This window comes from Streptomyces sp. ICBB 8177, assembly GCF_003144095.1.
GTDB lineage: Bacteria > Actinomycetota > Actinomycetes > Streptomycetales > Streptomycetaceae > Streptantibioticus_D.
On record NZ_NSKH01000002.1, the window covers coordinates 50,948 to 75,089 of the forward strand.

Here is a 24,142-nt window from a genome sequence, read left to right on the forward strand (position 1 = left end):
GTAAGTTGTCTGGCCAACTGTGGTGCCGTCGAGCGTGGCCGAAACGCCCGCCGGTCCGGCGTCGGGGCCTGCCCATTCGTCGCAGCGGCGCCGTCTGCGCGTCAATCTGCCGCGTATGACGGTGAGTTGACCGAACCTCGGCGCCGTGCCTCCTTGACGCCCGCCATTGGTCCAGCCCAACTCAGGGGTGTTGCCTGTGCCGGGGCGGTGTGCGTCGCCACCCGCCCCGGCACGGGTCGGCTTCAGGGCCGCGCCCGTCAGGAGGACGGCGGCGTGGCGATGACCGCGAAGACGGCGCCCTGCGGGTCGGTCACCACGGCCATCCGGCCGGCCATCATGTCGAACGCCGGTTGCAGCACCGAACCGCCCGCGCGCACCAGCGCGTCCACCGTGGAGTCGGTGTCGTCCACCGAGAAGTAGGTCAGCCAGTGCGGCGGCGTGCCCTCGGGCAGCGCGTCGCCCAGTGCCTGCATGCCGCCGACCGAGCGCCCGCCCACGTTGAGCGCGAAGTACCCCGGTGCGTCCTTGAACGGGGCGGCCGTGATGCCGAACGCCTTGGGCAGGAACTCGGCGACCGCGGCGGTGTCGGTGGTGTTCAGCTCGTTCCACACCAGCGCGCCCGGCTCGTTGACGACTCCGGCGCCGATGAAACCCAGCTGCTGCCAGATGCCGACGACGGCGCCGGTCGGGTCGCTGACCACGGCCATCTTGCCGATACCGGTCATCTCGTGCGGCCCGGTCAGCGCCGTGCCGCCGTTGTCGGTGACGGCCCGCACCGTCGCGTCGGCGTCCTCGGTGGCCAGGTAGGTGGTCCAGACGGTGGGCGGCGCGGGCATGTCGTCCATGGGCTGCGCCTTGCCGATACCGGCCACCGGCTTGCCGTGCAGGGTGCACACCGAATACCCACCCATCTCCGGCGATCCCACCTCCCCCGCCCAGCCGAACAGGTCCCGGTAGAAGTCCAGCGCGGCCTGCTGATCGGGCGCCATCAGGTCGACCCAGCAGGGCGTCCCGGGAGCGTAAGGGGCTGTGACCTCGGGCATGACTCGCCTCCGTGGCGAAGGTCCGCCGCGCATCCGCGGGCGGACGGGCGTGGTCGGCTACCGCCTCCCACCCTCCCGGACCCGGCCGGTCCCCGCCACTCGGCGGGGCCGACGGCGGCGCCCCGGCGGCCGAAGGGCGGACCGGGGCGCGGGCGGTCGCCGGGAGGCTGCGGCACACTGGTCGCATGCCGGAACTCCCGGAGGTCGAGACCCTGAGCGCGTTCCTCGCGGAACGGCTGACCGGGCGCGCCGTGGCGAAGGTGATGCCGATCGCCTTCCACGTGCTCAAGACCTACGACCCGCCGCCGACCGCGCTCGAAGGCCTGACCGTCACCGGTGTGACCCGGCACGGCAAGTTCGTCGACATCGACGTGGACGGCATCCATCTGGTCTTCCACCTCGCCCGGGCGGGCTGGCTGCGCTGGCACGACACCGTTCCCGAGGCGCCGCCGCGCCCGGGCAAGGGCCCGCTGGCGCTGCGGGTGCGGCTCGCCGACCCGCCGGGAGGCGGCTTCGACCTGACCGAGGCCGGGACCCAGAAGCGGCTGGCCGTCTACTGCGTGACCGACCCCGAGCAGGTGCCCGGCATCGCCAGGCTCGGGCCCGACCCGCTCGACCCCGGCTTCACCCGGGACGCCTTCGCGGCCCTGCTGTCCGGAGAACGCCGCCAGATCAAGGGTGTGCTACGCGACCAGAGTGTGATCGCGGGGGTCGGCAACGCCTACTCCGACGAGGTGCTGCACGTCGCGCGGATGTCACCGTTCAAACTCGCCGCCACCTTGAGCGACGCCGAGGTGACCGAGCTGTACGAGGCGCTGGGCACCACCCTGCGGGACGCCGTCGAGCGTTCCCGCGGGGTCGCCGCGGCGGGGCTGAAGGCGGAGAAGCGCACCGGGATGCGGGTGCACGGCCGCACCGGCCTGCCGTGCCCGGTCTGCGGTGACACCGTGCGCGAGGTGTCGTACCGCGACTCGTCGTTGCAGTACTGCCCGACCTGCCAGACCGGTGGCAAGCCGCTGGCCGACCGCCGCATGTCGCGCCTGCTGAAGTAACCGCACGCCACACCAACTCCCGGCGCCGGTAAGGACGTCGGGGCTTCTGCCTGCCCGGGAGCCGCGGCTGCGCCCATGTCCGGAAGCCGTGGCTCCGCCCTGCCCGGAAGCCGGCGCTCCGTGGGCGTCACGCGCGTTGCGCACCGAATCTTCACGACGGTCGCACATCGTCCGGTTCACCACATGGGTAAGGGTCGTTCGGTTCCCGGTCGTCCGTTGTTCGCCGCCCGCAGGCGTGGAGTTGGCCTGCGGGCGAAACCCTGCCCTCGTTTGCCGCGCCGACCGGGCGCCACCCCCACTCACCTGGGCATTCCGCCCGAAGCATAAGGAACTGATCGCATGTCAGGTATAAGCCGGAGAGGTTTCGTGGCGCTGTCCGCCGGCGCCGCCGCCGGAACCGTCATGGCCTCCGCTGGCCGGGCCGCCGCAGCGCAGCCCGCGGCGGCGGCCACCGCGAACACCACGGGCACGATCAAGGACGTCCGGCACGTCGTGGTCCTCATGCAGGAGAACCGCAGCTTCGACCACTACTTCGGGTCGCTGAAGGGAGTGCGCGGGTTCGGCGACCGGGCCACCATCACGCTCTCCGGCGGCGCCTCGGTCTTCAACCAGCCCAACGGCTCGGGACGGCAGTACCCCTGGCAACTCAGCGCCAACAACTCGGTCGTCGTCTCGCCCGAGACCCTGGCCCAGTGCGACGGCTCGCTCGACCACGGCTGGGCCACCCAGCACTCGGCGTGGAACGGCGGCAAGATGGACAACTGGATCTCCGCCAAGGGGTCCAACCGCACGATGGGATTCCTCAACCGCGACGACATCCCGTTCCACTACGCGCTCGCCGACGCCTACACCGTCTGCGACGCGTACCACTGCTCGATCATCAGCGCCACCGGCCCCAACCGCACCTACCTGTGGGGCGGCATGATCGACCCGGCCGGCACCGCGGGCGGCCCGGCCTACGACGGCGGCGACGAATCCGGGCTGACCTGGCAGACCTATGCCGAGGCGCTGCAGAACGCCGGGGTGAGCTGGAAGGTCTACCAGAACGCCTCGGACAACTTCGGCGACAACGGACTGGCGTACTTCACCCGGTTCGCCGACGCCAAGGCCGGCGACCCCCTGCACGACCGTGGCATGGCATCGGTGCCCGCCACCACCGGCTCGACACCGGACGACATCGCCGCCGCCATCAAGGCCGACGCGCTCGCCGGAACCCTGCCGCAGGTCTCGTGGGTCGTCGCCAACCAGGCGTTCTCCGAGCACCCCGACGCGCCTCCCGGTGACGGCGCGCACTTCGTCAACCTGGTGCTCCAGGCACTCGCGGCCGACGAGGACACCTTCAACTCCACCGTCGTCTTCCTCAACTACGACGAGAACGACGGCTTCTTCGACCACGTCCCGCCACCCGTCCCGCCGTCCGGCACCGCCGACGAGTCCTACGACGGCCAGCCGATCGGCCTGGGCTTCCGGGTGCCGATGGTGGTCATCTCTCCGTGGAGCCGCGGCGGCTGGGTCGACTCCCAGGTCGCCGACCACACCTCGGTCATCCAGTTCATCGAGAAGTGGACCGCCGCCCTCGGCACTCCCGCGGTGTGCAACAGCATCAGCGCGTGGCGCCGCAAGGTGTGCTCCGACCTGACCGGTGCCTTCGACTTCACCTCTCCCGTCAACGGCCTGCCCTCGCTGCCCTCCACCAGCAAGGTGATCGGCCAGTCGCTGTGCAACGTCATGGTGAACCCGTCACCCACCACCAACGCGCTGCCCGCCCAGGAGCCCGGCACCAAGCCCGCCCGCGCCCTGCCCTACCAGCCGAACGGCCACGTGGACCGGCTGGAGTTCGACAGCGGTGGCAAGACGCTGATCTGGATCGACATGGCCAACCAGGGCGCCCAGGCGACCAAGGCGGCCCACTTCGCGATCTACGCCAACGCCTACCGCGGCGGCGGCCCCTGGCAGTACACGGTGGACGCGGGCGGCACCGCGAGCGACTTCTTCAACATCGGCACGGGCTACGGCAACGGCGCCTACGACCTCACTCTCGTCGGGCCCAACCGCTTCCTGCGGCGCTTCGCCGGCAACTCCACCACACCCGGCGGCAACGTCGAGGTCACCCCGACCTACGCCACCGCCTCCGACACCGGCAAGCAGGCGCTGTGGCTGGCGATGGCGAACACCGGCTCCACCACGGCCACGTTCACCGTCACCTCGACCAACTACCGCTCCGACGGCCCCTGGACGTACAAGGTGCCGGCGGGCGAGACGGTGTCCGACTACTTCAACGCGGTCGCCTACACAGGCGGCTGGTACGACTTCACCGTGACCGTCGACATCGACCCGGCCTGGTCGCGGCGGCTCACCGGCCACATCGAGACCGGCGCGCCCAGCGTCACCGGCTGACGGGTGAGGGGCCGGGAGCGCGAGCCGGTCAGGCGTGGTGGCCGCTGCTCCACTGCGGACCGACCTTGGCCCACTCGCGCTCCCACTGCAACGCCCTGCGCCGGTCCAGCTGGGCCCGTACCGAGCGCTGGCCGGCCAGCGTCAGCAGGCAGAACCCACCCGCCGCGCCCGCGCCGATCAGGTCGGCCTGCACGGCCGTCTGCGAGGGGCTCAGCGGGGCGTCGGTGAGGCGGCCGTGCGCGTCGAGCCAGACCGGGGTGGTGGCCCCGGTCCTGGTGCCGGGCGCTACCGGCACGCTTCCGGTGTGCCTGGCCCCGTCCGGACCGGTCCACCGGGCGGGGGCCTGCACCACGGCCGAGTCGGCGCCGCTGTCGCTGCCGGCCGACGCCGAGGAAGGCGCGTCCGCGATCAGTACGGCGGAGGCGGCGTGACGGCCCGCGTTCTGCGCGTCGAGGGACGCCCGCATGCTGTCGGAAGCCGCCCATCCGGCCATGGGCGCACCGGCTACCATCACGACGCCCACCGCCAGGCCGACCCAGGCTTCCATCACGTCGGAGCGGCGCCTGAGCGGGTTGCGTCGCCACCGCCACATCCTCACGGTCGCGCACATCGCCACGTCTCCGCTTTCATTATGGCCCCGTTGGGCGAAACGGCCCACAGGAAGGCATGAGGTCCCACAGGCGGGCCTGGCGGCCCCCGGGAAGAACGGGACACCCGCCGCGAGAACGCCTGAAGGCGGCCCGGGAGCACGCCCGCGGTCAGGCCGTCGCGTCACCGAGCGCGTCCGCGCGACTCCGGTGCGGGGGCGGGGGAAGACGAGGCGAGCGCTCATGACGCAGGCCGCGTGGGGGGACGGCCGGCTCCCCGGCACGCTGCGCGGCCGGGCGGTGGACCGCCCTGGTCCGGTCGCGGGAGCCGCGCCGGGCGCGGGGCCGCTGGTCGGGGTGGAGCGGCAGATGCCGGTGCCGGGTCCGTCGGAGGCGCTGGTGGAGACGGAGGTGTGCGGTGTCTGCCGGACGGACCTGCATCGGCGGAGGGCCATCCGCACCCCTCCCGGACGTCACTTTGTCACAGCTTCTACGGAACGGGCCGCACCCGGATGCCGGAGGGCGCGAGGCAACCGTGTGATCACGGCTGCCTCTTGCGCCGTTCCGGTCGACGCAGGACCGGATAGGCAGCATGCTGACTTCGTCCATCTGCGCTCGCCGTACGCCAGGTGTCGTTGCACCCTGGAGATGCGAGCGGTGGGCGTGGTGACGGGTTGGAGCGGGACGACGACGTCTGGGTGGTTTCCTGGTCATGCACCAATACGAGTCGGGCTCGGCCGAGGAGCCTCGGCCGGGCCGGGGGGCGGCGGGGCCCGGGGCCGTGAGCCCCGAGGGGCATCGCCTGGTGCCGCTGGCCACCGTCCTGCTGGACGGTGAGGGACGCATCCTGCACTGGAGCGACGACGCAGGCGCCCTGCTCGGCTACTCACCCGAGGAGGCGCTCGGCAACTTCGTCGGCGGGCTGCTGCTCGGCGACGACCGGCGCCCCGAGGCGCTGGAACTGCTCGACCAGGTAATCGCCGGCACCCCCTGGAGCGGCACCTTCCCCATCAGGCACCGCGACGGCCACCTCGTCGACCTGGAGTTCCGCACCTACCCCATCGCCGCGCCGGGGAACCTGCGCTTCGTGCTGGTCACCTCCTCCGAGGTGCGCGCCCTGCGCCAGGTGGAGGAAGACCTCGCCGTCCTCAACGGCTTCTTCGACCAGTCACCCATCGGCCTCGCGGTCTACGACGAGGAACTGCGCTTCGTCCGCGTCAACCCGGCCCTCGCCAAGATCAACGGCATCGACGAGAACCAGCACGTCGGCCGGCGGCTCACCTCCGTGCTGCCCGGCATCAACGCCGAGGAGATCGAGGCCGTCATGCGCCAGGTGCTGGCCACCGGCGATCCGGTGGTGGACGCCCGCTCGCACGGCCGCACCCCCGGCGCCCCGGAGGAGGACCGCGCCTGGTCGGCGTCGTACTTCCGGCTGGAGGCACCGTCGGGGAAGGTACTGGGCGTCAGCTCCTCGGTCATCGACGTCACCCAGCGCTTCCGCGCCGAGGAGCGGGCCGCCCGGGCCCAGGAACGGCTGTCGCTGCTGGCGGAGGCGGGCGCCCGGATCGGCACCACCTTGGACCTGCGCACCACCGTGCGCGAACTGGCCGACGCGATGGTGCCGAGGCTCGCCGACGTGTGCGGCGTACACGTGCTGGAGCGCCTGGTCAGCGGCCAGGAGCCGGAGCCGGCCGACCCCGGGAACCTGCTGGTGCGCCGGCTCGCGCTGAGGTCCGCGCACCCCGACTTCCCCGCCGACGACCTGCCGATCGAGGCGGTCTACCGCATCCCGCCCGACTCCCCGTACGCGCGGGCCATGGCCACCCGCCGCACCGTGACCGTCCCCGGGCCGGAGCTGCCGCTGCTGACGCACACCGGGGGAGCGCGGGTGCGCGCCTACATGAACGGCAGTTCGCAGCCGCTGCGGGTCACCCCCATCGTGGCGCGCTCCACCGTGCTGGGCGTCGTCGTCTACTCCCGCTACATGGACCGCAACCCGTTCGACGACCAGGACAGCACGTTCGGCGAGGAGTTGGTGGCCCGGGCCGCGGTCTCCATCGACAACGCTCGGCTCTACCTGCGCGAGCACGCCAACCTGATGGAGCGTCAGGCGGCACTCCGTGAGGCCAACGCGGCACGTGAGCAGCTCGCGTTGATCAACGAGGCCACCAGCCGCATCGGCAGCACCCTCGACGTGCAGCGCACCGCGGAGGAACTCATCGAGGTCGTGGTGCCGAGGTTCGCCGACTTCGCCACCGTCGACCTGCTGGAGTCGGTGCTGCGCGGCGACGAGCCGTACGCGCTCAGCTCCGACGAGCCGGTGACCCTGCGCGCGGTGGCGATAGGCGGGGACGTGCCGGAGCTGGCGGGTGCCGTGGACTCGGTGGGGGAGGCCTCCCGCTACGACGGGGCGCGCATCTACGCCAAGAGCCTGCGCAGCGGCGAGCCGATCCTGGTGCCCGAGGTGGACGAGGAAGCCCTCGCCATGATCGTCAGCTCGCCGGAACGGGTACAGCCCGGGCTGACCGCGGGCATCCACTCCTACCTCATGGTGCCGGTGCTGGCCCGCGGCGCGGTGCTGGGCGGCGCGGAGTTCGTCCGCATCGGCGACTCCGAGCCCTACACCACCGCGGACGTGGCGATCGCGGAGGAACTGGTCGCCCGGGCGGCGGTGTGCATCGACAACGCCCGGCTCTACGGCCGCGAGCGCGGCACCGCCCTGACCCTGCAACGCAGCCTGCTGCCGCAGGAGATCCACCACACCCTGGGCATGGAGATCGCCTACCGCTATCTGCCCAGCAGCGTGGTCAGCGAGGTCGGCGGCGACTGGTTCGACGTGGTGCCGCTGTCCTGCGGCCGGGTCGCCCTGGTGGTCGGCGACGTCATGGGGCACGGCGTTCAGGCCGCCGCCACCATGGGGCAACTGCGCACCGTGGCACGGACGCTGGCCACCCTGGAGATGCTGCCCGACCAGGTCCTCAGCAGGCTGGACGAGACCGCCTCGGGCCTGGGCGAGGGGCAGTTCGCCACGTGTGTCTGCGCGGTGTACGACCCCGTCGACCGCAGTTGCACCATCGCCTGCGCGGGCCACCTGCCGCCGGTGGTGGTGGGCGCGGACGGCAGCACCCGACCGGTCGACCTGCCGCCCGGGGTGCCGCTGGGGGTCGGGGGGGTGCCGTTCGAGAGCGTGGAGATCACCGTGCCGGAGGGCGGCATGCTGGCGCTCTACACCGACGGCCTGATCGAGCGGCGCGGACAGGACATCGACGAGGGCCTGGAACTGCTGTGCCGGACCCTGTCGGACCGCGGGCGCGGCCTGGAGGAGACGTGCGACGCGGTGCTGGACGCGCTGGTCACCGACGGCGCCGAGGACGACATCGCCGTGATCATGGCGCAGGTCCTGCCGGTCCCGGAGGACAAGATCGCCACGCTGCCGCTCACCGGTGACGTCACCCTGGCCGGGCAGGCCCGGCACTTCACCCGCGGAACGCTGGAGGGCTGGGGCCTGCTGCCACTCGCCGACATCGCGGAGCTGCTGGTGAGCGAACTGGTCACCAACGCGCTGCGGCACGCGGGCCCCCCTCGCCAGTTGCGGCTGTTCCGGGACCGCACGCTCACCGTCGAGGTGGCGGATGCCGGACGCCAGATCCCCACGCTGCGGCCGATCGACGAGGACCTGGAGAGCGGGCGTGGGATGTACCTGGTGAACGAACTGGCGCACCGCTGGGGGAGCCGGACGACCCGGCACGGCAAGGTCGTCTGGTTCGAGCTGGAACTGCCCCTCGGCATCGCACCGTGAGCCGCGTCCCGGGCCGCATCGCACCGTGACCGGCCGGGGGCACATCGCACCGTGAGCCGCGGCTGAGGCCGCGCGGAACGCCCCACACGGGCCCATTTCGGCCCCCGTTCCGTACGAGTCACTCCGGCCTGTCCCCGAAACACCGTCATGCCACGTCATGCCCCCTTGTGCGGACGGGGTCATGTGGTGTGTGCTGGCCCGCGTTCGGCGATCTTCGGCGCAGGGGTGATGAATGGCAGGGATGTCCCGTCGACGGCTGCTCGGTTCGGCACTGGGGATCGGCGGGGCCACCGCCGCCGCCTCCCTCCTGCCGCCCAACCTCCGACAGGCGATGGCCGAATCGGCACGCCACCCGGGCGGCTCGCTCGACGAGATCGAGCACGTGGTGATCCTCATGCAGGAAAACCGTTCCTTCGACCACTACTTCGGCACGATGCCCGGAGTGCGGGGCTTCGACGACCCGAACGCCGCCGTCCTGTCCACCGGCCGCTCGGTCTTCTACCAGCCGGACCCGGCCAACCCCGACGGCTACCTGCTCCCGTTCCACCTGGACACCAAGTCCTCCAGCGCGCAGGCCATCCCGTCCACCAGCCACGCCTGGTCCGTGCAGCACTCGGCGTGGAACAACGGCAGGATGGACAACTGGGTGCCCGCGCACCGCCAGGCGGACGGCGACGCCCACGGCCCGTACACGATGGGCTACTACAAGCGGGACGACATCCCGTTCCACTTCGCGCTCGCCGAGTCCTTCACCCTCTGCGACGCCTACCACTGCTCGATGCTCGGCCCGACCTGGCCCAACCGGCTCTTCCACTGGACCGGCACCGTCGACCCGAACGGAGTCGCGGGCGGCCCGGTCATCTCCAACGTCATCCCGAAGCCGTTCCGCTGGACCACCTACCCGGAGCGGCTCACCAAGGCGGGCGTGTCCTGGCACGTCTACCAGGAGGAGGACGACTACGGGTGCAACCCGCTGGAGTTCTTCCAGTCCTACCAGGACGCCAAGCCGGGCGATCCGCTCTACGAGCACGGCCTGACCATCGGACCCGCCGACCAGTTCGCCCGTGACGCGCTCGCCGGGCGGCTCCCCACGGTCTCGTGGATCATCCCGACCGCAGCGCAGTGCGAGCACCCCGACTACCTGCCCGCCTCCGGCGCCGACTTCGTGGCCCGGCAGCTGGACGCGGTGGCGGCCAACCGCGACCTGTGGCGCAAGACCGTCTTCATCCTCAACTACGACGAGAACGACGGCCTGTTCGACCACGTCGCCCCGCCGACGCCACCGGCCGGGACCGCCGACGAGTTCATCGACGGCGTGCCGATCGGCGCCGGGATCCGGGTGCCGTGCGTGATCGTCTCGCCCTGGACGCTGGGCGGCTACGTGTGCAGCGAGCCGTTCGACCACACCTCCGTACTGCGCTTCCTCGAACGGATCACCGGGGTGCGCGAGACCAACATCAGCGAGTGGCGGCGGCGTACCTTCGGCGACCTCACCTCCGCCCTCGGCCTGCCCAGCAGCCGGGCCTTCCCCCAACTGCCGCCCACCAAGGACGGGTTGTGGCAGGCGGAGAAGGAGATCGCGACGCTGCCCGCGGCCCCGATCCCCGGCGCCGACCAGACGCCGCCGCACCAGGAGGCGGGCCGCAAGCCCCCGCACGTCCCCGCCGTCACGGCGTCGGCAGCCGGCGCGGCGACCATCGGCGCGCGCCCGTACTCCCTGAGCCGCATGCTGGAGAACGCCACCACGCACAGCGCGGACTTCACCACGGACGGCCCCGGCGGCACCAGCCCGGGCCCGGCAGGAAGCACCAAGGGCACCGACTTCCCCGGCATCCAGGAGTCCGTGCCGCAGACCGGCCCCACCAGCGGCACCCACGCCTACGCCACCGGCCTGGTCAGCTACAGCATCGCGGTCATCGACACCGCCACCCACACGCTGACCGCCAGCATCCCGGCCGGGACCAACCCCTCCGGCATCGCGGCGGCAGGCGGCACCGGCAAGATCTACGTGGCCAACTCCGGCGCGGGCGACGTCTCCGTCCTCGACACCACCAAGGGCAAGATCGTCTCCAGCGTCGCCGTGGGCCTCTACCCGCACGGTGTGGCCTCCTCGCCGGACGGCGGCCGTGTCTACGTGGCCAACACCGGCCCCGACACCGGCGCGGGCGGCTCCACCACCCTGTCGGTCATCGACACCGGGACCGACAAGGTCTCGGCGACCTGGCAGACAGGCCTCGCGCCGCGCTCCGTCGCGCCCAGCCCGGACGGCCGCACCCTCTACGTCACGTGCTACGACGGACTGAGCGTGCTCGACGCAGAGTCCGGGAAGACCAGGGCGCGGCTCACCGACCAGGCCGAGGCGGGCGGCGTCGCCGTCCACCCGGACGGCAAGCGGGTGTTCGTGGTCAACACCTGGCAGAACGCCCTGTCGGTGATCGACACCAGCACGCTGCGGGTGACCGCGCGAGTCCGCGTCGGTCACACGCCCTGGCAGGTGGCGATCGGCCCGGACGGCTCGCGGGCGTACGTGAGCGGGGCGAACGACGACACCGTGACCGTGCTCGACACCGCGTCGCTCAAGGTCGTCGCGACCGTGCGGGTCAACCACGTACCGACCGGCATCACCGCGACCGCGGACACCGTGTGGGTGTGCACCAACGCGGGCAGCACCGTGGACGCCATCGACACCGCCACCCTCACGGTGGCCGGCAGCGTCCCGCTCGGCCTGTCCACCGCCCCGAGCGGGGTGGTCGTCGCCTGACCCAGCGTCAACTCGCTTGGCACGCAAGGGCCGACGCGGCAGCGCCTCGCCGCGTCGGCCCTTGCCCTCGGCGCCGCCGGTCACCTCACCGGCCGGCGCGGTCCTCAGCCCTGGACCAGCTTTCCGACGGCATTGGCCTCGTCGACCTGGTCGGCCAGGTAGCTCCACGACAGGTTGACGTAACCGTGGTCGCCCCAGCCGGTGCCCCAGGAGTTCTCCACCCGGACGCCCTTGCCGGTGTAACCGACGACGGTGATCTCGTGGCCGCCCGCGTAACCGGATCCGGTGTTCGGGTGGTACGTGTACGACGCGGCCTGCTGCGGGGTGAGCGAGAAGAAGTCGTTGTAGACCGGGATGGATATGACCACCGGCTCACCGGCCGCCACCGCCCCCTCGACGTCGGCCTTGATACGGCTGCCGGTGTGCAGCGGGGTGTAGCCCGACAGCTTCCAGTTGGCCGCGTCGGCCCGCTCGGCGGAGGTCGGCAGGTCGGTGTAGTCGTAGTTGCCCTGCCGGTAGTCCGACTGCGTGTCGACGCCCTGCGACATGGCGATCCGCAGGTTGTCCTCGGGGGTGGTGCCGACGTTGCGGCCCTGGACTATCTGCGAGTAGGTGTACATCGGGGCCTGCGGGCCACCGGTGATGCCCTGCTCGTGCTCCAGCACGCTGTAGGCCGAGTAGTCCACGGCCCACGCCACACAGGAGCCGACCTGGCCCTGGTTGCCGGGCGCCGCCGCGTACTTGGCGAGGCTGAAGGCGGCCGGGACCGCGTGGCTCTTCTTCTTGGCCTTCCCCGTCCGGGAGCCGACCGCCTGCGGGGCGAGGCTCTCCACTCTGGGCTCGGCGGCCGCACGCAGCGCCGAGGCGCGTGCGGTGTCCTGGTCGGGGAGAGCGCCGAGCCCGAACGGGTGGTGGGCGGCGGTGCCCGTGCCCGAGGCGGGGGTGCCCGCCGGAGCCGGGGCCTGCCCGGGCCGGACGGTGCTCGCCGACGACACGCCCACGGCCGCCACCGCGATGGCGCCGGCCGTGGCGAGACCGATGGCCATCCGCGTGCGGCCGCTTACGGTCTTCCACTTGTGCGCGGGACGACGGCTCACTGGAGATCTCCTTGTGCGTGGGGAGCCGCCGTCCGTCACCGCGCGACGGGTGCGCACGGGAAGGGGCGGCGGCAGTGGGGGGATTTTCCGCGGCCCGAACCGCTGTGGAAATTCAGGCGGTTCCGGCTCGCCGGTGAACCGGGCTCGTGGGGAAAGCCCGATTCGGTGCGAGGAAGCTAGCCGGTGATTCCGCGAAAGATCAACCCGGAAAGGTCGTCAAGTGACCGTCATCACAAGGAGATTGGGGAACGGTAAGACGGGAAAGCCCTTTCCTGGCGCCATTTCGTGCCGGAATCTGGAAAGGGAGCCTGATATTCCTGTGCAGGATATCAGGGCGGCATTAGGGGAACCTCAAGACAGGCTGCGCTGAACATGAAGAACGGCGGGTGCCCGGGCCGATTGCCCGGGCACCCGCCGAGTCGTGCGGCGCGCAGCGGCTACGCCTCCCGCCGGTGGTCGCCCGTCGCCCCGTCGATCAGCTCGCGCACGATGTCCATGTGCCCGGCGTGCCGCGCGGTCTCCTCGATCATGTGGACCAGGACCCATCGCAGCGACACCGTCTCTCCGCTCCACGAGGTGCCCGTGGCGTCCAGGTCAAGACCCGCGATCACCTCGTCGGCCGCCGCGCGGGCGCGACCGTAGAACGCGAGGACGTCCTCGGGTGTCTCGCCGGGGGGCACCCGCAGGTCCGCTTCGGGGTCGTCGTCATCGAACGGCAGCGGCTCGGTCTCCCGGCCGAACGCCACGCAGAACCAGTCGTACTCGACCGCGGCCAGGTGCTTGACCAGGCCCAGGAGGCTGGTGCCCGAGCCGGTTGCGGGCTTGCGCAGCCCTACGGCGTCCAGTCCCTCGGTCTTCCACACCACCGCCTCGCGGTGCCGTTCGAGGCTCGCCCGCAGGACGTCCTTCTCGCCGCCGGTCTTCGTCGTCTCCCGTGTCATGCGCGGAACGTACCAACGACCACGGGACGGCGAGCGGGTCACCAGATCTCGATCGCGTAGGACACGCCCGTGCCGGAGGTCTGGAGGCTGACCTTCTCGTCCTCGTTGGTCAGGTCCACGTCCACAGTCCCGGACGCCGCGGTGACGGTGTGGTCGGACACCCGCCAGCCGGAGCCGTTGTGGGCCGCCACGCGGACACTGGCGCTCGCCGAGCGGTCGCCGACCACGTCGAGGCCGAGGTGCAGCCGCCGGTTCGGCAGCGACGACCACGCGGTCCCGTGCGGTACCAGGACCACCGTCGGCTGGTCGCCGGAGGCGACCGTTCCCGTGATCCACCGTGCCATGTCGTCCTCCGGTGCTGGTCCCGATCCGGCGGCCCACGCGCGCAGGGCCGCCGTGCTGGCGAAGTCGGCGACGTCGCGGTCGACGCCGCCGCTGCTGGAGTACTGGTGGAAGACCCAGGGGTGCCGGACACGGGGGGAGCCCGCCGTGGTGATGTCGGCGATCCACAGGCCGTCGCAGACGTACGAGGTGGTGTCCCGGTCCAGCCAGAAGTCGCGGTTGCAGTACAGCACCACGCGGTGCTGCGGCCGCAACCGCTTCACCTCGCGCAGGAACGCGTCCTTGTCGGCGCAACTGACCCCGGTGTCCTCCCAGTCGGCGGCCAGCACGTCGCCCTGCGCGCTCACGCACCGCTCGACGAAGTAGGACGCCTGGGCCGTCATGCTCCCCGGGCGCAGGAAGTGGTAGAAGCCGACCACCAGCCCGGCGGCCCGGCCGTGCGAGGCCTGGGCGGACTGCTCGGGGTTGACGTAGTCCGTGCTCTCGGTCGCCTTGACGAAGACGAACCCGAGCCCGGAGGTGGAGTAGTCGGACGACTGGTAGGAGCTGACGTCTATACCGTGCAGCACGGGACGCCTCCGATCGTTGTGCCTCGCGGTCAGTCTTCCCGCAAAACCAAGGGAGTTAACGGTTAGTCGCGCACCGTGACACTCCGCGCCCGGGGGCGGCGTCGCCGCCGTTCCGCAACCAGGAGCCGTCACAGGCGCTGCCTCGCGATCCGCTCTCCCAGGCGGCGGCGCCGAGTTGATTCAGTGAGTCGCATTGTTGACGGGGTCGCCGCGCCTGGCGAGGATGGCGTCACGACCGGGCCACGGAACGGAATCGAGCGCACGCCTGGCAAGGCGTGTCGCTGTCCGGGCTTCTGAGTCGTCCCGCCCGCCCGTGAGCCGCTTCGTACCGGAAGCCCGTGCGAGCAGGGTGCGTTGAAAGCGCGGGCCGTACGAGCCGTTAGGCGTCGCCGCCTTCGCCGCGCCCGCCGCCCGCGATGTCTATTCGGTGTGCACGCGCTCTTTCCGCGCCACCATGCCGTTTCCCTTTCACCACTCTTTCGCCGGCATCTCCTCTCACCGCGTTCTCACCGCCGCGCTCCGGCTCGGCGGCGGGCGCGGTCACGGTACCTTCGCCGGGACCGCGATCCAGGTGGCGGACACCCGCCGGCAGTGGTTCACCGGCGGCGCGGCGGAGGGGTTCAACATGGTGCCGCCGTGCTGCCCTCCAGCCTGGAGGCGTTCGTGGACAAGGTGGTGCCGGTCCTCCAGGAGCGCGGGCCGTTCCGCACCGAGTGCACCGGCCGCGCCCTGCGCGAGCGCTACGGCCTGCCCCGCCCGGCCGACCGGCTCGCCGAACGCGCGCATGAGTCGGGCGAGTTGGTGTCGGCCCACCTGTGACGGCCCGCAGCCGGGGGCGCCGGGCGGCGGGGCGGCGTATCGTCGGGAAGGAGGGGGCCGCCGCCTGCCAGGGGAGACGTCATGCGCCTGCTCGTCCTCGGCGCCACCGGCCCTACCGGCCGCCGCATCGTCGAACAGGCGCTGGCGGCCGGCGACCGGGTCACGGCGTTCGTCCGCGACCCGGCCCGGCTGCCCGTGACGGGCCGTGCCCGGGCCCTGACCGTCTTTCGCGGCGACGCCACCCGCCGGGCCGACGTCGCCGCGGCGGCCGAGGGGGTCGACGCGGTGCTCGTGGCACTCGGTTCCGGAAACGTCATCCGCTCCGACATCGCCTCCCGCTCGACGGCCGCGCTGGTCCCGGCGCTGGCCGACGCCGGGGTCGACCGGGTCGTGATGCTGTCGGCGTACGGGGTGGGGGAGACGGCGAAGGACGCGGGGCTGTTGATGCGCGCCGCGTACCGGATCGCGATGCGCCCGCTCTTCGACGACAAGGCGAAGGCGGACGCCGCGCTGCGGACGAGCCCGCTGGCCTGGACCCTGGTCTACCCGGTGACGCTCACCAACGGGCCGCTGACCGGCCGCTACCGGGTCGCCCCGAGGCTGCGCGGCGGGGGAGTGCCCAGGATCAGCCGCGCGGACGTGGCCGATTTCATGCTGACCGAGGCGCGCCATCCGGCCTGGGTGGGCCGGACCGCGGTGCTGGGCGGCCGGGGCTAGAAGCCTTGCGCCGTCCGCGAACGGTCGCGCACGGCGGGCCGCTGCCGATGGTAGGTGGCATAGCCAACGATTTTCGGCCGAGTTGAGCCGGGACCTGGGGTGCGCCCGGTGCTGACGGGTAGAGTCCACTCGGGAATTAGGTGCCTGAGGAAACTAATTCTCGGCGGATGACGCGTCCACGACGGAGTGCGCCGCCGCCCGAGCGGACGGGAGTCCTGCCATGGCCGCAGCGCCGGAGCGCGCCCCCTCCCGGATCGTCGTGGTCGGAGCCTCGGCGGCCGGACTCACCACCGTCGAGGCACTGCGCCGCTTCGGTCACGACGGCGCCCTCACCCTCATCGGCGACGAGCCCCATCTCCCGTACGACCGGCCGCCGTTGTCCAAGCAGCTGCTCGGCGGCGCGTGGGAACCCGAGCGCCTTCGGCTGCGCGGCCCCGAGGCGCTCGACGCGCTCGGGCTCGACCTGCGCCTGGGGACCCGGGCCGCCGCGCTGGACACCGACCGCCGTGAGGTGCGGCTCGCGGACGGCGAACGCGTCGGCTACGACGCCCTGGTGATCGCCACCGGCCTGTCCGCCCGCCGGCTGCCCGGCACGCGCGGACTCGCCGGAGCGCACGTACTGCGCACGCTGGACGACGCGTTGGCCCTGCGTGAGTCGCTGCGCGGCGGGGCGCGGCTGGTGGTGGTCGGCGGCGGGTTCGTAGGCGCGGAGGCAGCGGCGGTCGCCCGCACGGCGGGTGTTGACGTCACCCTGGTCACCGGCGAACCGGCGCCGCTCGCCGACGCGCTGGGCGCCGAGGTCGCGGGCATGCTGGCCGACGCCCACCGGGCAAACGGCGTACGGCTGTTGACCGGCGTCCCGGTCCGCGAGGTGACCGCCGACGCGGGATCGGTCACCGGCGTCCGGCTCGCCGACGGCCGCGTGATCGAGGCCGACGCCGTCCTTATGGGCATCGGCGCCGAGCCCGGCACCGGCTGGCTGCGCGGCAGTGGCCTGCGCCTCGACAACGGTGTCGCCTGCGACGCGACGCTGCGCGCGGGCGACGCCGAGTGGGCCGCCGGGGACATCGCCAACTGGCCTTCTGCGGACGGCGGTTCGCGCCGTGTCGAGCATCGCACCAACGCCGCGGAGCAGGGCATCGCCGTCGCCCGCGCCGTCCTCGCCGGGCCGGGGGCCGCGGCGCCCTTCGAGACCGTCCCCTACGTCTGGTCCGACCAGTACGACCTGCGCCTGCAAGCCTACGGCCGCACCCGCGGCGCGGACCGGGTGCGCGTCGTCGAGGGCGGCACGGAACGGCTCCAACTGGTCGCCGCGTACGGCACGGCCGACCGCGTCACCGGAGTCGTCGGCGTCAACCTCCCACGCCGCACCCGCGCCTACCGGCGGCTGCTCACCGAGGACACCCGGGGCGCCGGATGGGACGCCGTGGACGCCGTCGCCCGCGAGGACGCCACCCCCGTCCCGCAACGGACCGCGGGATGAGCGGCACCCGCCCCGGTCGCGCCCCGCCGCGCGGACCGGACCGCCGACGGCACTCCCGCCCCGAACGCCGGCGCTCACCGCACACCTCCATCCCCCGCAACGGACCCTACGGACCCAACGGAGTCGCACCGTGGCGCATCCCCTGCCCGACATCGAGGACGAACCCCAGACCGGCCTGCCGTCCTACCCCATGCCCCGCGCCGACCGCTGTCCCTTCGACCCGCCGCCCACCCTGCGGCAGTTGCAGGCCGAGGCGCCGGTCAGCCGGGTGCGGTTGTGGGACGGCGGCACCCCGTGGCTGGTCACCCGTTACCACGACCAGCGCGCGCTGCTGGCCGACCCCCGGGTCAGCGCCGACACCATGCGCGACAACTACCCGCACGTGACGGCCAGTTCGCTGGCCCGCAGGACCGACTCCAGGACGTTCATCTCGATGGACGACCCCGAGCACGCCAGGCTGCGCCGGATGGTGACCGGGCCGTTCGCCATCAAGCGCGTCGAGGCGATGCGTCCGGCCGTCCAGCGTGTCGTGGACGATCTGCTGGACGAGATGACCGCCGGGCCCCGGCCGGTCGACCTGGTCCAGGCGTTCGCGCTGCCGGTGCCGTCCATGGTCATCTGCGACCTGCTCGGCGTGCCCTACGCCGACCACGAGTTCTTCCAGCGCAACAGCCGGGTGCTGATCAACCGCGACATGCCCGCCGAGGCCGTGCTGGACGCTCAGCGCGCGTTGATCGACTACCTCGACGACCTGGTCGGCGCCAAGCTCGCCGAGCCCGGCGACGACCTGCTGTCCCGGCTCGCCGCGGAACAGGTCACCCCCGGCGCCCTCACCCGGCGCGAGCTGGCCGTGATGGGATTCCTACTGCTGGTCGCGGGCCACGAGACCACCGCCAACATGATCGCCCTGGGCACCCTGGCGCTGCTCCAGCACCCCGACCAGCTCGCCGTGCTGCGCGACACCGACGACCCGAAGGTGGTGGCGGGGGCGGTCGAGGAACTGCTGCGCTACCTGCACATCACGCACTCCGGCCGCCGCCGTGTCGCGCTGGAGGACATCGAGATCGCCGGACACACCATCCGCGCCGGCGAGGGCATCATCCTCGCCAACGACATCGGCAACCGCGACGAGGACGTCTTCCCCGACCCCGACCGCCTCGACGTCCGGCGCGACGCACGCCGTCACGTCGCGTTCGGCTTCGGCCCGCACCAGTGCCTCGGCCAGCCGCTCGCCCGTGTCGAGCTCCAGGTGGCCTACGGCACGCTCTACCGCCGCCTGCCCGGGCTGCGCCTGGCGACCGACGTCGAGCGCATCCCGTTCAAGCACGACGGGCTCGTCTACGGGGTGTACGAGCTGCCGGTCACCTGGTGACGCTCCGCCGCCGCGCCCCCCTCGCACCCACCGAACGACTCGAGACCACCGAACGAGGAGAACGACCCATGCGTGTGACCGTCGACCAGGACAAGTGCGTCGGCTCGGGGCAGTGTGTGCTCGCCGCCGAGCGGGTCTTCGACCAGCGCGACGAGGACGGCGTGGTGATCCTGCTGGACGCGCAGCCGCCCGCCGAACTCCACGAGGACGTGCGGCAGGCCGCGGTGGTCTGCCCGGCGCTCGCCATCGAACTCAGCGAGTGACCGCTTCCGTCGGATGAGGCTCCCGGCCCGGCGCACCCCCATGCCGCCGGGTCGGGGCGCACTCGCACGCCGGTCAGTCCTCCTGCCGCCCCGGCGCGCCCGACGGCGCCCGACGCCGGTTGCGCACGTGCCGGAGCACCAGGGCCACGACCAGCACGGCGACGGCGACCAGCACGTAGACCTCGTAGCGCTGGATCGTCCGGTACACGGTGCCGATGTGCCGCCCGGTCAGGTCGCCGACCGCCACCCAGGCGCCCACCCACAGCACCGCGCCCAGCGCGTTGTAGACCAGGAAGCGCGGCCAGGGCATCCGGGCCAGCCCGGCGATGATCCCGTTGGCCTGCCGCAGTCCCTCGACGAACCGCGCCACCACCACGATCCCGCCGCCGTACCGGCCGAAGAACGACTCCACCCGGGAGATCCGCTCCGGGGTCAGGAAGACGTACCGCCCGTACCGCTCCACCAGCCGGTGCCCGCCGAAGCGGCCGATCGCGTAGCCGACGTTGTCGCCGAGCACCGCCGCGCACAGGGCGATCATCGCCACCCCGAGGACGTCCAGCCGTCCGGCGCCCGCGTAGACGGAGGCGGCGATCAGCACGGTCTCCCCCGGGACCGGCACCCCGAAGTCCTCCACGAAGACCACCCCGCCGACCGCCAGGTAGCCCCAGTGGTTCAGCAGTGGCGCCAGCGCGGACAGCGCACCGGGCAGGGGCGGTGGGGCGGCCATGCGCGAACCTCCTCGGCCGTGACCGTGCGCCCCGGGCGCCGGTGCGCGATATTTGAGACAGCCAGATGTGACACCACGGGGGACCGATCCGTACGGAGGCTGCCATGGCCAGCGATCCCGCCGAACTCCTCCAGGCGCTCGCCGGCGCGCACTACCCGGCCAGCAAGGACGACCTGGCGTCCCGCGCCCGTGACCACGGGGCCAGCGACGACCTCGTGCGGCGGCTGGAGCAACTGCCGGACAAGGAGATCAACGGACCCGACGAGGTCGACCGCGCGGTCTTCGGCGACCGCTGAGCGACCCGTCCGGTCGGGCGGGTCCCGTCCGCGACGCCCTCAGACGGAGGCCAGCGCGACCTCGGTGGACTTGATCAGCGCCACCACCGGGGAGCCGGCCTCCAGCTTCAGCGCGTCCACGGCGTCCCGGGTGATCGCCGCGGTCAGCTCGGCGCCCTCGATCGACACCTTCACGCTCGCCATGGCGTTCCCCGACGCGACCGACGTGACCGTGCCCGGCAGCCGGTTGCGGATGCTGAGGCCGTCCACCGCGCCGGTGGCGAGCGAGACCTCGGTGGACTTGGCGAGCACCCGCACCGCCGAGCCCTCGGCCAGCTCCAGGCCCTCCACCGCCTCCCGGGTCACCGCCGCCGTGATCTCCTGACCGCCCGTCACGCGGACCTTCACCGTCGCCATGACCTCCCCGGAGGCGATCGCGGTGACCGTGCCGGGGATCTGGTTGCGCAAGCTCAGGCTCATGAGAACGCCTCACTGGATCGGGGAGATTCAGGGTGTTTCGCACCTTACGCATACCATGTCCGCGCGGCCCGGCGGGTGTCCTCGTCGCGGTGTCCGCCCCTGTCCACGCCGCGCCCGCCGTGCCTACGTGTCGTGCGAGCGCGGCACGCTCAGCGGGCGGCGCACGTCCTCCTCCCGGGCCAGCCGCTCCATCCGCGCCCGGTACTCGTGGCGTCCCAGCTCCCCGGCCAGGCGGGCCGCGCACAGCGACCGCTCCAGCGCGTCGGCCGGGGACAGCGGCTCGGCGGGGGCGCGGGCGTCGAGTGACGGCCGCGAGCCGCAGGCCGGACGCGCGGACGCGCCCGGCTCGCCGTCCGGGGGCTGGGCGGGCCGCACCCGCGCCGCGCGGCGTTCGCCGTCGCGGCGCTCCGCGCGGCGGGCGAAGAGCATGGTGGAGAGACCGGGCGCGCACATCAGCAGCAGGGTGAGGAGGACGACTGTGCCGGTCATGACGGACCACCTCGCACCGGAAAGCGGCTACACCTCCAGCCTCGCACGCCCGGACGGCCCCCGCCCACGGTCCCCGCGCCGCCCGTGGCCCGGGCCGGCGGGTCCGCGAGGACGAGCCGGACCACGGTTCGGCGGCCCATGTCCGCCTCCGTCCGCCGCGAAACAGGTCCGGACGGCCCAACGCCCGGCCCCCTCCGGCATCTCACCGAAGCGGGCGGCCCGTGCCAGCGTGGCACCCGTCGAGCCGCTCCCCGCGCGGAGGTGAAACGCGATGCGCAGCACGACACGGCTGTGGCGCTGGCGGCGCAGCCCGCTGCGGCGCGCCTCGGACGTCGTGGAGGCCTGGACGTTGCTGCTCGCCCTCGCCCTCGCCGCCGTGCTCGCGCCGCTGACCGGTGTCGTGGTCACCCACGCGGACTACGCCTCCGAAGCGCGGCAGGGCCGCGAGTACCACCGCACGACGGCCGTGCTCGCCGCGACCGCGCCCCGGCAGGTGGTCGACGCCACCACCGGGCAGCGGCTCGGCCAGGTGCCCGCCCCGGCCAGGTGGCAGGGCCCCGGCGGCGTCACGCACGTCGCGTACGCCGAGGTGCAGCCGGGCACGAAGGCGGGCACCCGCACCACGTTGTGGACGGACGCGCACGGGCGCGTCGGCTCCGCCCCGCTGAGCGGCGGCGCGTCCCAGGCCCAGGCCGACCTGATCGGCGGCTCGCTCGGCTGCGTGGTCGTCGCGGGGCTGCTCGGCGGGCACCGGATCGCCGTCCGGGTGACGCTGGACCGGCGCAGGGCGCGGCAGTGGGAGGCCGCGTGGGCCGAGGTCGAACCGCGCTGGACGCACGGCCGGGCCTGAGACCCCGCGGCCTGCGCCCTCAGTCCGTTCCCGGCTCCGCGCCCTCGGCGTACGGGACGACCGCGACCGGGCAGGGAGCGTGGTGCAGCAACGCGTGGCTGGTGGCGCCCAGTTGGAGGCCCAGGGCGTGCCTGCGGTGCCGGCGGGCGCCGACGACCAGCAGGTCCGCGTCGGCCGCCGCCGCCAGCAGCGCCCTGCGCGGCGGCCCCTCGACCGCCTCGCGCCGCACCACGACACCGGCCCGCCCCCGCCCCAGCACGGCGTCCGTCAGCCGGGCCGCGGCCTCGGCGTCGCCGGACGGCGAGACGTCCGGGGCGTTGCGGCGCCAGGCGCGCACCGCCACCAGTTCCCCACCCCGCGCGGCCGCCTCGTCCAGCGCGAACGCGGCGGGCGCTGGCACCCTCGCCGTGCTGCCGCCCTCCTGGTCGCCGACCGCCAGCAGGACGCGGCGGAAGGCACCGCCGACGTTGTCCGGCGCGCCGCGCACCACGACCACCGGGCAGGACGCGCGGGCCGCCACCGTGAGGCTGGTCGACCCCAGCAGCATGTCGGTCAGCTCACCGCGCCCGCGGTGGCCGACGACGACCGCGCGGGCGCTCTCGGCCTCCTTCAGCAGCGCCGCCACCGCGTCGTCCGGCAGCACTTCGCGCATGACGTCGATCCCGGGCTGCCGTAGCCCGGCGCGTTCGGCGGCGGAGGCGACGAGGTGGGCGGCGACCAGCGGCTCCTCGTCGCGCTCGACGGAGAACGACGGCTTGATGCGGTCGTAGTGCTCCCACAGCGACCCGTAGACGACGCGCAGCGGCGCACGGTGGCGGGCCGCCGCGTCGGCCGCCCAGTCCACTGCGGCCAGGCTGGAGTCGGAACCATCGGCACCGACCACGACGGGAGCGGGCACGGTACTCACGACCTTTCGGCGTCCGGGACTCTCGGAATGCGGCGAGAAGAAGGCAGGCCGGGCATGGCGCCGTCACACCGGGACGACGGCCACCGGGGACAGCGCGTGCTCTAGCACGCGGTGCGTCACCGGGCCCAGCGGCATCGAGAACCGGCGCCGGTCGCGACGCGCGCCGACGACGACCACGCTCGCGTCACGGGACGCCTCGACCAGGGCGGGCGCCGGTTCCGCAAGCCCCACCTCGACCGTGACCGCCACCTGCGGGTACGCCGCGCGCGCACCGGCGAGCGCCACCTCGGTTTGCTCGGTCTCCTCCCGGTCGCGGTCGGCCGCCTCCTCGGTGGGCACGGCGACCAGACCGGGATAGCTCTGCGGATACAGCCACGAGCGCACCGCGCGCAGCGGCACGCCACGCCGCCGCGCCTGCGCGAACGCGAACTCCACCGGGCCCGGCGCCTCGTCGGGCGCGACGCCCAGCACGACCGGCCGCGAACCCGGCGCGGTCGTGCCGTCCTCACCGGGACGCACGACGGCCACCGGGACGCGCGCGTGGCCGGCCAGCGACTGGCTCACGGAACCCAGCATCAGCGCGGCGAACCGGCTCGTGCCCTTGGACCCGACGACCAGCAGGTCCGCGTCGCGGGCCAGCTCCAGCAGCCCGGCGGCCGGCTCGTCGGCGAGCGGCTCGGCCATGACCGCGAGCCCGGGCCTTCGGGCCAGCGCCCGTCGTTCGGCGGCGGCCAGCAGGTCGGCCGCGGCCTTCTCCGCCTGCTCCGCGAGGTCCCGGCGGTCGGCCTCCGGCAGCCGGTAGGGCGCCGGGCTCCAGGAGTGCCCGATCCGCAGCACGGCTCCGCGTAGGGCGGCTTCGTCGGCCGCCCAGTCGACGGCCTGGTCGGCGAGGGGTGACCCGTCGACGCCCACGACGACGTACGGACCGGCTGGGCTGTTCATGGCTGCCTCCTGCTCCTGCCCGGTGCGGCCGCGACCGCACCGCGGCGGATCGGGTCGGGTCCACGTAACCCCACCTTCGGCCGCGCGCGACGGCTGCTGCTTGGGCCGGTGGGCCCCGCCGCCCGGCCGACGGTCCCCTCCTCGCCCACGGCGGCGGCGTGGTGGTGGCGCGACGGCGACGGGGGCTGCATGGCCCAAGCGCGACCGCGCGCACCGGCCGCAGGGTGGAG

20 protein-coding genes and 2 pseudogenes are annotated in these 24,142 nt (G+C 73.1%); 12 read left to right on the forward strand and 10 right to left on the reverse strand.

The genetic code is table 11. From position 1 onward, the window contains the following. Nucleotides 1-257: 257 nt before the first annotated feature. A complete protein-coding gene (locus CK485_RS00505) occupies nt 258-1,043 on the reverse strand; it encodes a VOC family protein (protein ID WP_109445661.1) in 786 nt (261 codons plus the stop codon). Nucleotides 1,044-1,228: 185 nt separating this feature from the next. Between CK485_RS00505 and CK485_RS00510 the strand changes: the two genes are divergently transcribed. Beyond that, nucleotides 1,229-2,095 (forward strand): DNA-formamidopyrimidine glycosylase family protein, encoded by an 867-nt coding sequence (locus tag CK485_RS00510; RefSeq protein ID WP_109445663.1) that lies wholly within the window; start codon nt 1,229-1,231, stop codon nt 2,093-2,095. A gap of 339 nt (nt 2,096-2,434) precedes the next feature. Then, nucleotides 2,435-4,492: a phospholipase C, phosphocholine-specific gene (locus CK485_RS00515; RefSeq protein WP_109445665.1), complete on the forward strand. Its 2,058-nt coding sequence runs from the start codon at nt 2,435-2,437 to the stop codon at nt 4,490-4,492. Between the two features lie 28 nt (nt 4,493-4,520). Here the strand turns inward: CK485_RS00515 and CK485_RS00520 are convergent, their stop codons facing one another. Continuing rightward, on the reverse strand, nt 4,521-5,102 hold the full coding sequence (locus CK485_RS00520) for a hypothetical protein (protein WP_241968041.1): 582 nt from the start codon (nt 5,100-5,102) through the stop codon (nt 4,521-4,523). Nucleotides 5,103-5,791: 689 nt separating this feature from the next. Between CK485_RS00520 and CK485_RS00530 the strand changes: the two genes are divergently transcribed. The 3 genes and pseudogenes from CK485_RS00530 to CK485_RS29270 all read left to right on the forward strand — a co-directional run bounded on the left by CK485_RS00530 (nt 5,792) and on the right by CK485_RS29270 (nt 11,639). After that, nucleotides 5,792-8,878 (forward strand): SpoIIE family protein phosphatase, encoded by a 3,087-nt coding sequence (locus CK485_RS00530; RefSeq protein WP_109445667.1) that lies wholly within the window; start codon nt 5,792-5,794, stop codon nt 8,876-8,878. Between the two features lie 232 nt (nt 8,879-9,110). Then, nucleotides 9,111-10,529 (forward strand): annotated as a pseudogene (locus CK485_RS29265) (alkaline phosphatase family protein); the annotation flags it as partial. A 75-nt stretch (nt 10,530-10,604) separates the two neighbouring features. After that, on the forward strand, nt 10,605-11,639 hold the full coding sequence (locus CK485_RS29270) for a YncE family protein (RefSeq protein WP_241968085.1): 1,035 nt from the start codon (nt 10,605-10,607) through the stop codon (nt 11,637-11,639). Nucleotides 11,640-11,743: 104 nt separating this feature from the next. Here the strand turns inward: CK485_RS29270 and CK485_RS00540 are convergent, their stop codons facing one another. The 3 genes from CK485_RS00540 to CK485_RS00550 all read right to left on the reverse strand — a co-directional run bounded on the left by CK485_RS00540 (nt 11,744) and on the right by CK485_RS00550 (nt 14,588). Beyond that, entirely contained in the window at nt 11,744-12,736 is a 993-nt protein-coding gene (locus CK485_RS00540; RefSeq protein WP_241968042.1) for a C1 family peptidase, read from the reverse strand. A 437-nt stretch (nt 12,737-13,173) separates the two neighbouring features. After that, on the reverse strand, nt 13,174-13,677 hold the full coding sequence (locus tag CK485_RS00545; protein WP_109445673.1) for a DinB family protein: 504 nt from the start codon (nt 13,675-13,677) through the stop codon (nt 13,174-13,176). Between the two features lie 38 nt (nt 13,678-13,715). Then, the gene (locus CK485_RS00550; protein WP_109445675.1) at nt 13,716-14,588 is read right to left on the reverse strand and encodes a GH25 family lysozyme; all 873 of its coding nucleotides are present in this window, start codon (nt 14,586-14,588) and stop codon (nt 13,716-13,718) included. Between the two features lie 520 nt (nt 14,589-15,108). Between CK485_RS00550 and CK485_RS00555 the strand changes: the two are divergent. The 5 genes and pseudogenes from CK485_RS00555 to CK485_RS00575 form a co-directional block, all read left to right on the forward strand. Then, a pseudogene (locus tag CK485_RS00555) lies at nt 15,109-15,407 on the forward strand (LLM class flavin-dependent oxidoreductase); the annotation flags it as partial. A gap of 81 nt (nt 15,408-15,488) precedes the next feature. After that, the gene (locus CK485_RS00560; protein ID WP_109445677.1) at nt 15,489-16,124 is read left to right on the forward strand and encodes an NAD(P)-binding oxidoreductase; all 636 of its coding nucleotides are present in this window, start codon (nt 15,489-15,491) and stop codon (nt 16,122-16,124) included. Nucleotides 16,125-16,344: 220 nt separating this feature from the next. Next, the gene (locus CK485_RS00565; protein WP_109445679.1) at nt 16,345-17,607 is read left to right on the forward strand and encodes an FAD-dependent oxidoreductase; all 1,263 of its coding nucleotides are present in this window, start codon (nt 16,345-16,347) and stop codon (nt 17,605-17,607) included. Nucleotides 17,608-17,797: 190 nt separating this feature from the next. Then, nucleotides 17,798-18,979 (forward strand): cytochrome P450, encoded by a 1,182-nt coding sequence (locus CK485_RS00570; RefSeq protein WP_109446503.1) that lies wholly within the window; start codon nt 17,798-17,800, stop codon nt 18,977-18,979. 68 nt (nt 18,980-19,047) lie between these two features. Beyond that, entirely contained in the window at nt 19,048-19,242 is a 195-nt protein-coding gene (locus tag CK485_RS00575) for a ferredoxin (protein ID WP_109445681.1), read from the forward strand. Between the two features lie 73 nt (nt 19,243-19,315). On the opposite strand, the gene CK485_RS00580 is transcribed toward CK485_RS00575, so the two are convergent. Then, a complete protein-coding gene (locus CK485_RS00580; protein ID WP_109445683.1) occupies nt 19,316-19,969 on the reverse strand; it encodes a DedA family protein in 654 nt (217 codons plus the stop codon). A gap of 104 nt (nt 19,970-20,073) precedes the next feature. On the opposite strand from CK485_RS00580, the gene CK485_RS00585 reads away from it, so the two are divergent. Continuing rightward, on the forward strand, nt 20,074-20,265 hold the full coding sequence (locus CK485_RS00585; RefSeq protein ID WP_109445685.1) for a DUF2795 domain-containing protein: 192 nt from the start codon (nt 20,074-20,076) through the stop codon (nt 20,263-20,265). Nucleotides 20,266-20,304: 39 nt separating this feature from the next. Here CK485_RS00585 and CK485_RS00590 read toward each other — a convergent pair whose 3' ends face one another. Then, nucleotides 20,305-20,724: a TOBE domain-containing protein gene (locus CK485_RS00590; RefSeq protein ID WP_109445687.1), complete on the reverse strand. Its 420-nt coding sequence runs from the start codon at nt 20,722-20,724 to the stop codon at nt 20,305-20,307. A gap of 123 nt (nt 20,725-20,847) precedes the next feature. Continuing rightward, entirely contained in the window at nt 20,848-21,213 is a 366-nt protein-coding gene (locus tag CK485_RS00595) for a hypothetical protein (protein WP_109445689.1), read from the reverse strand. 271 nt (nt 21,214-21,484) lie between these two features. On the opposite strand from CK485_RS00595, the gene CK485_RS00600 reads away from it, so the two are divergent. Beyond that, entirely contained in the window at nt 21,485-22,063 is a 579-nt protein-coding gene (locus tag CK485_RS00600) for a hypothetical protein (protein WP_109445691.1), read from the forward strand. Between the two features lie 19 nt (nt 22,064-22,082). Here CK485_RS00600 and CK485_RS00605 read toward each other — a convergent pair whose 3' ends face one another. Together CK485_RS00605 and CK485_RS00610 are read right to left on the reverse strand one after the other, a co-directional pair. Continuing rightward, nucleotides 22,083-22,961, reverse strand: coding sequence for a universal stress protein (locus tag CK485_RS00605; protein ID WP_109445693.1), 879 nt, complete (start codon nt 22,959-22,961; stop codon nt 22,083-22,085). Nucleotides 22,962-23,033: 72 nt separating this feature from the next. Further along, the gene (locus CK485_RS00610) at nt 23,034-23,912 is read right to left on the reverse strand and encodes a universal stress protein (RefSeq protein WP_109445695.1); all 879 of its coding nucleotides are present in this window, start codon (nt 23,910-23,912) and stop codon (nt 23,034-23,036) included. Nucleotides 23,913-24,142 lie beyond the last annotated feature (230 nt).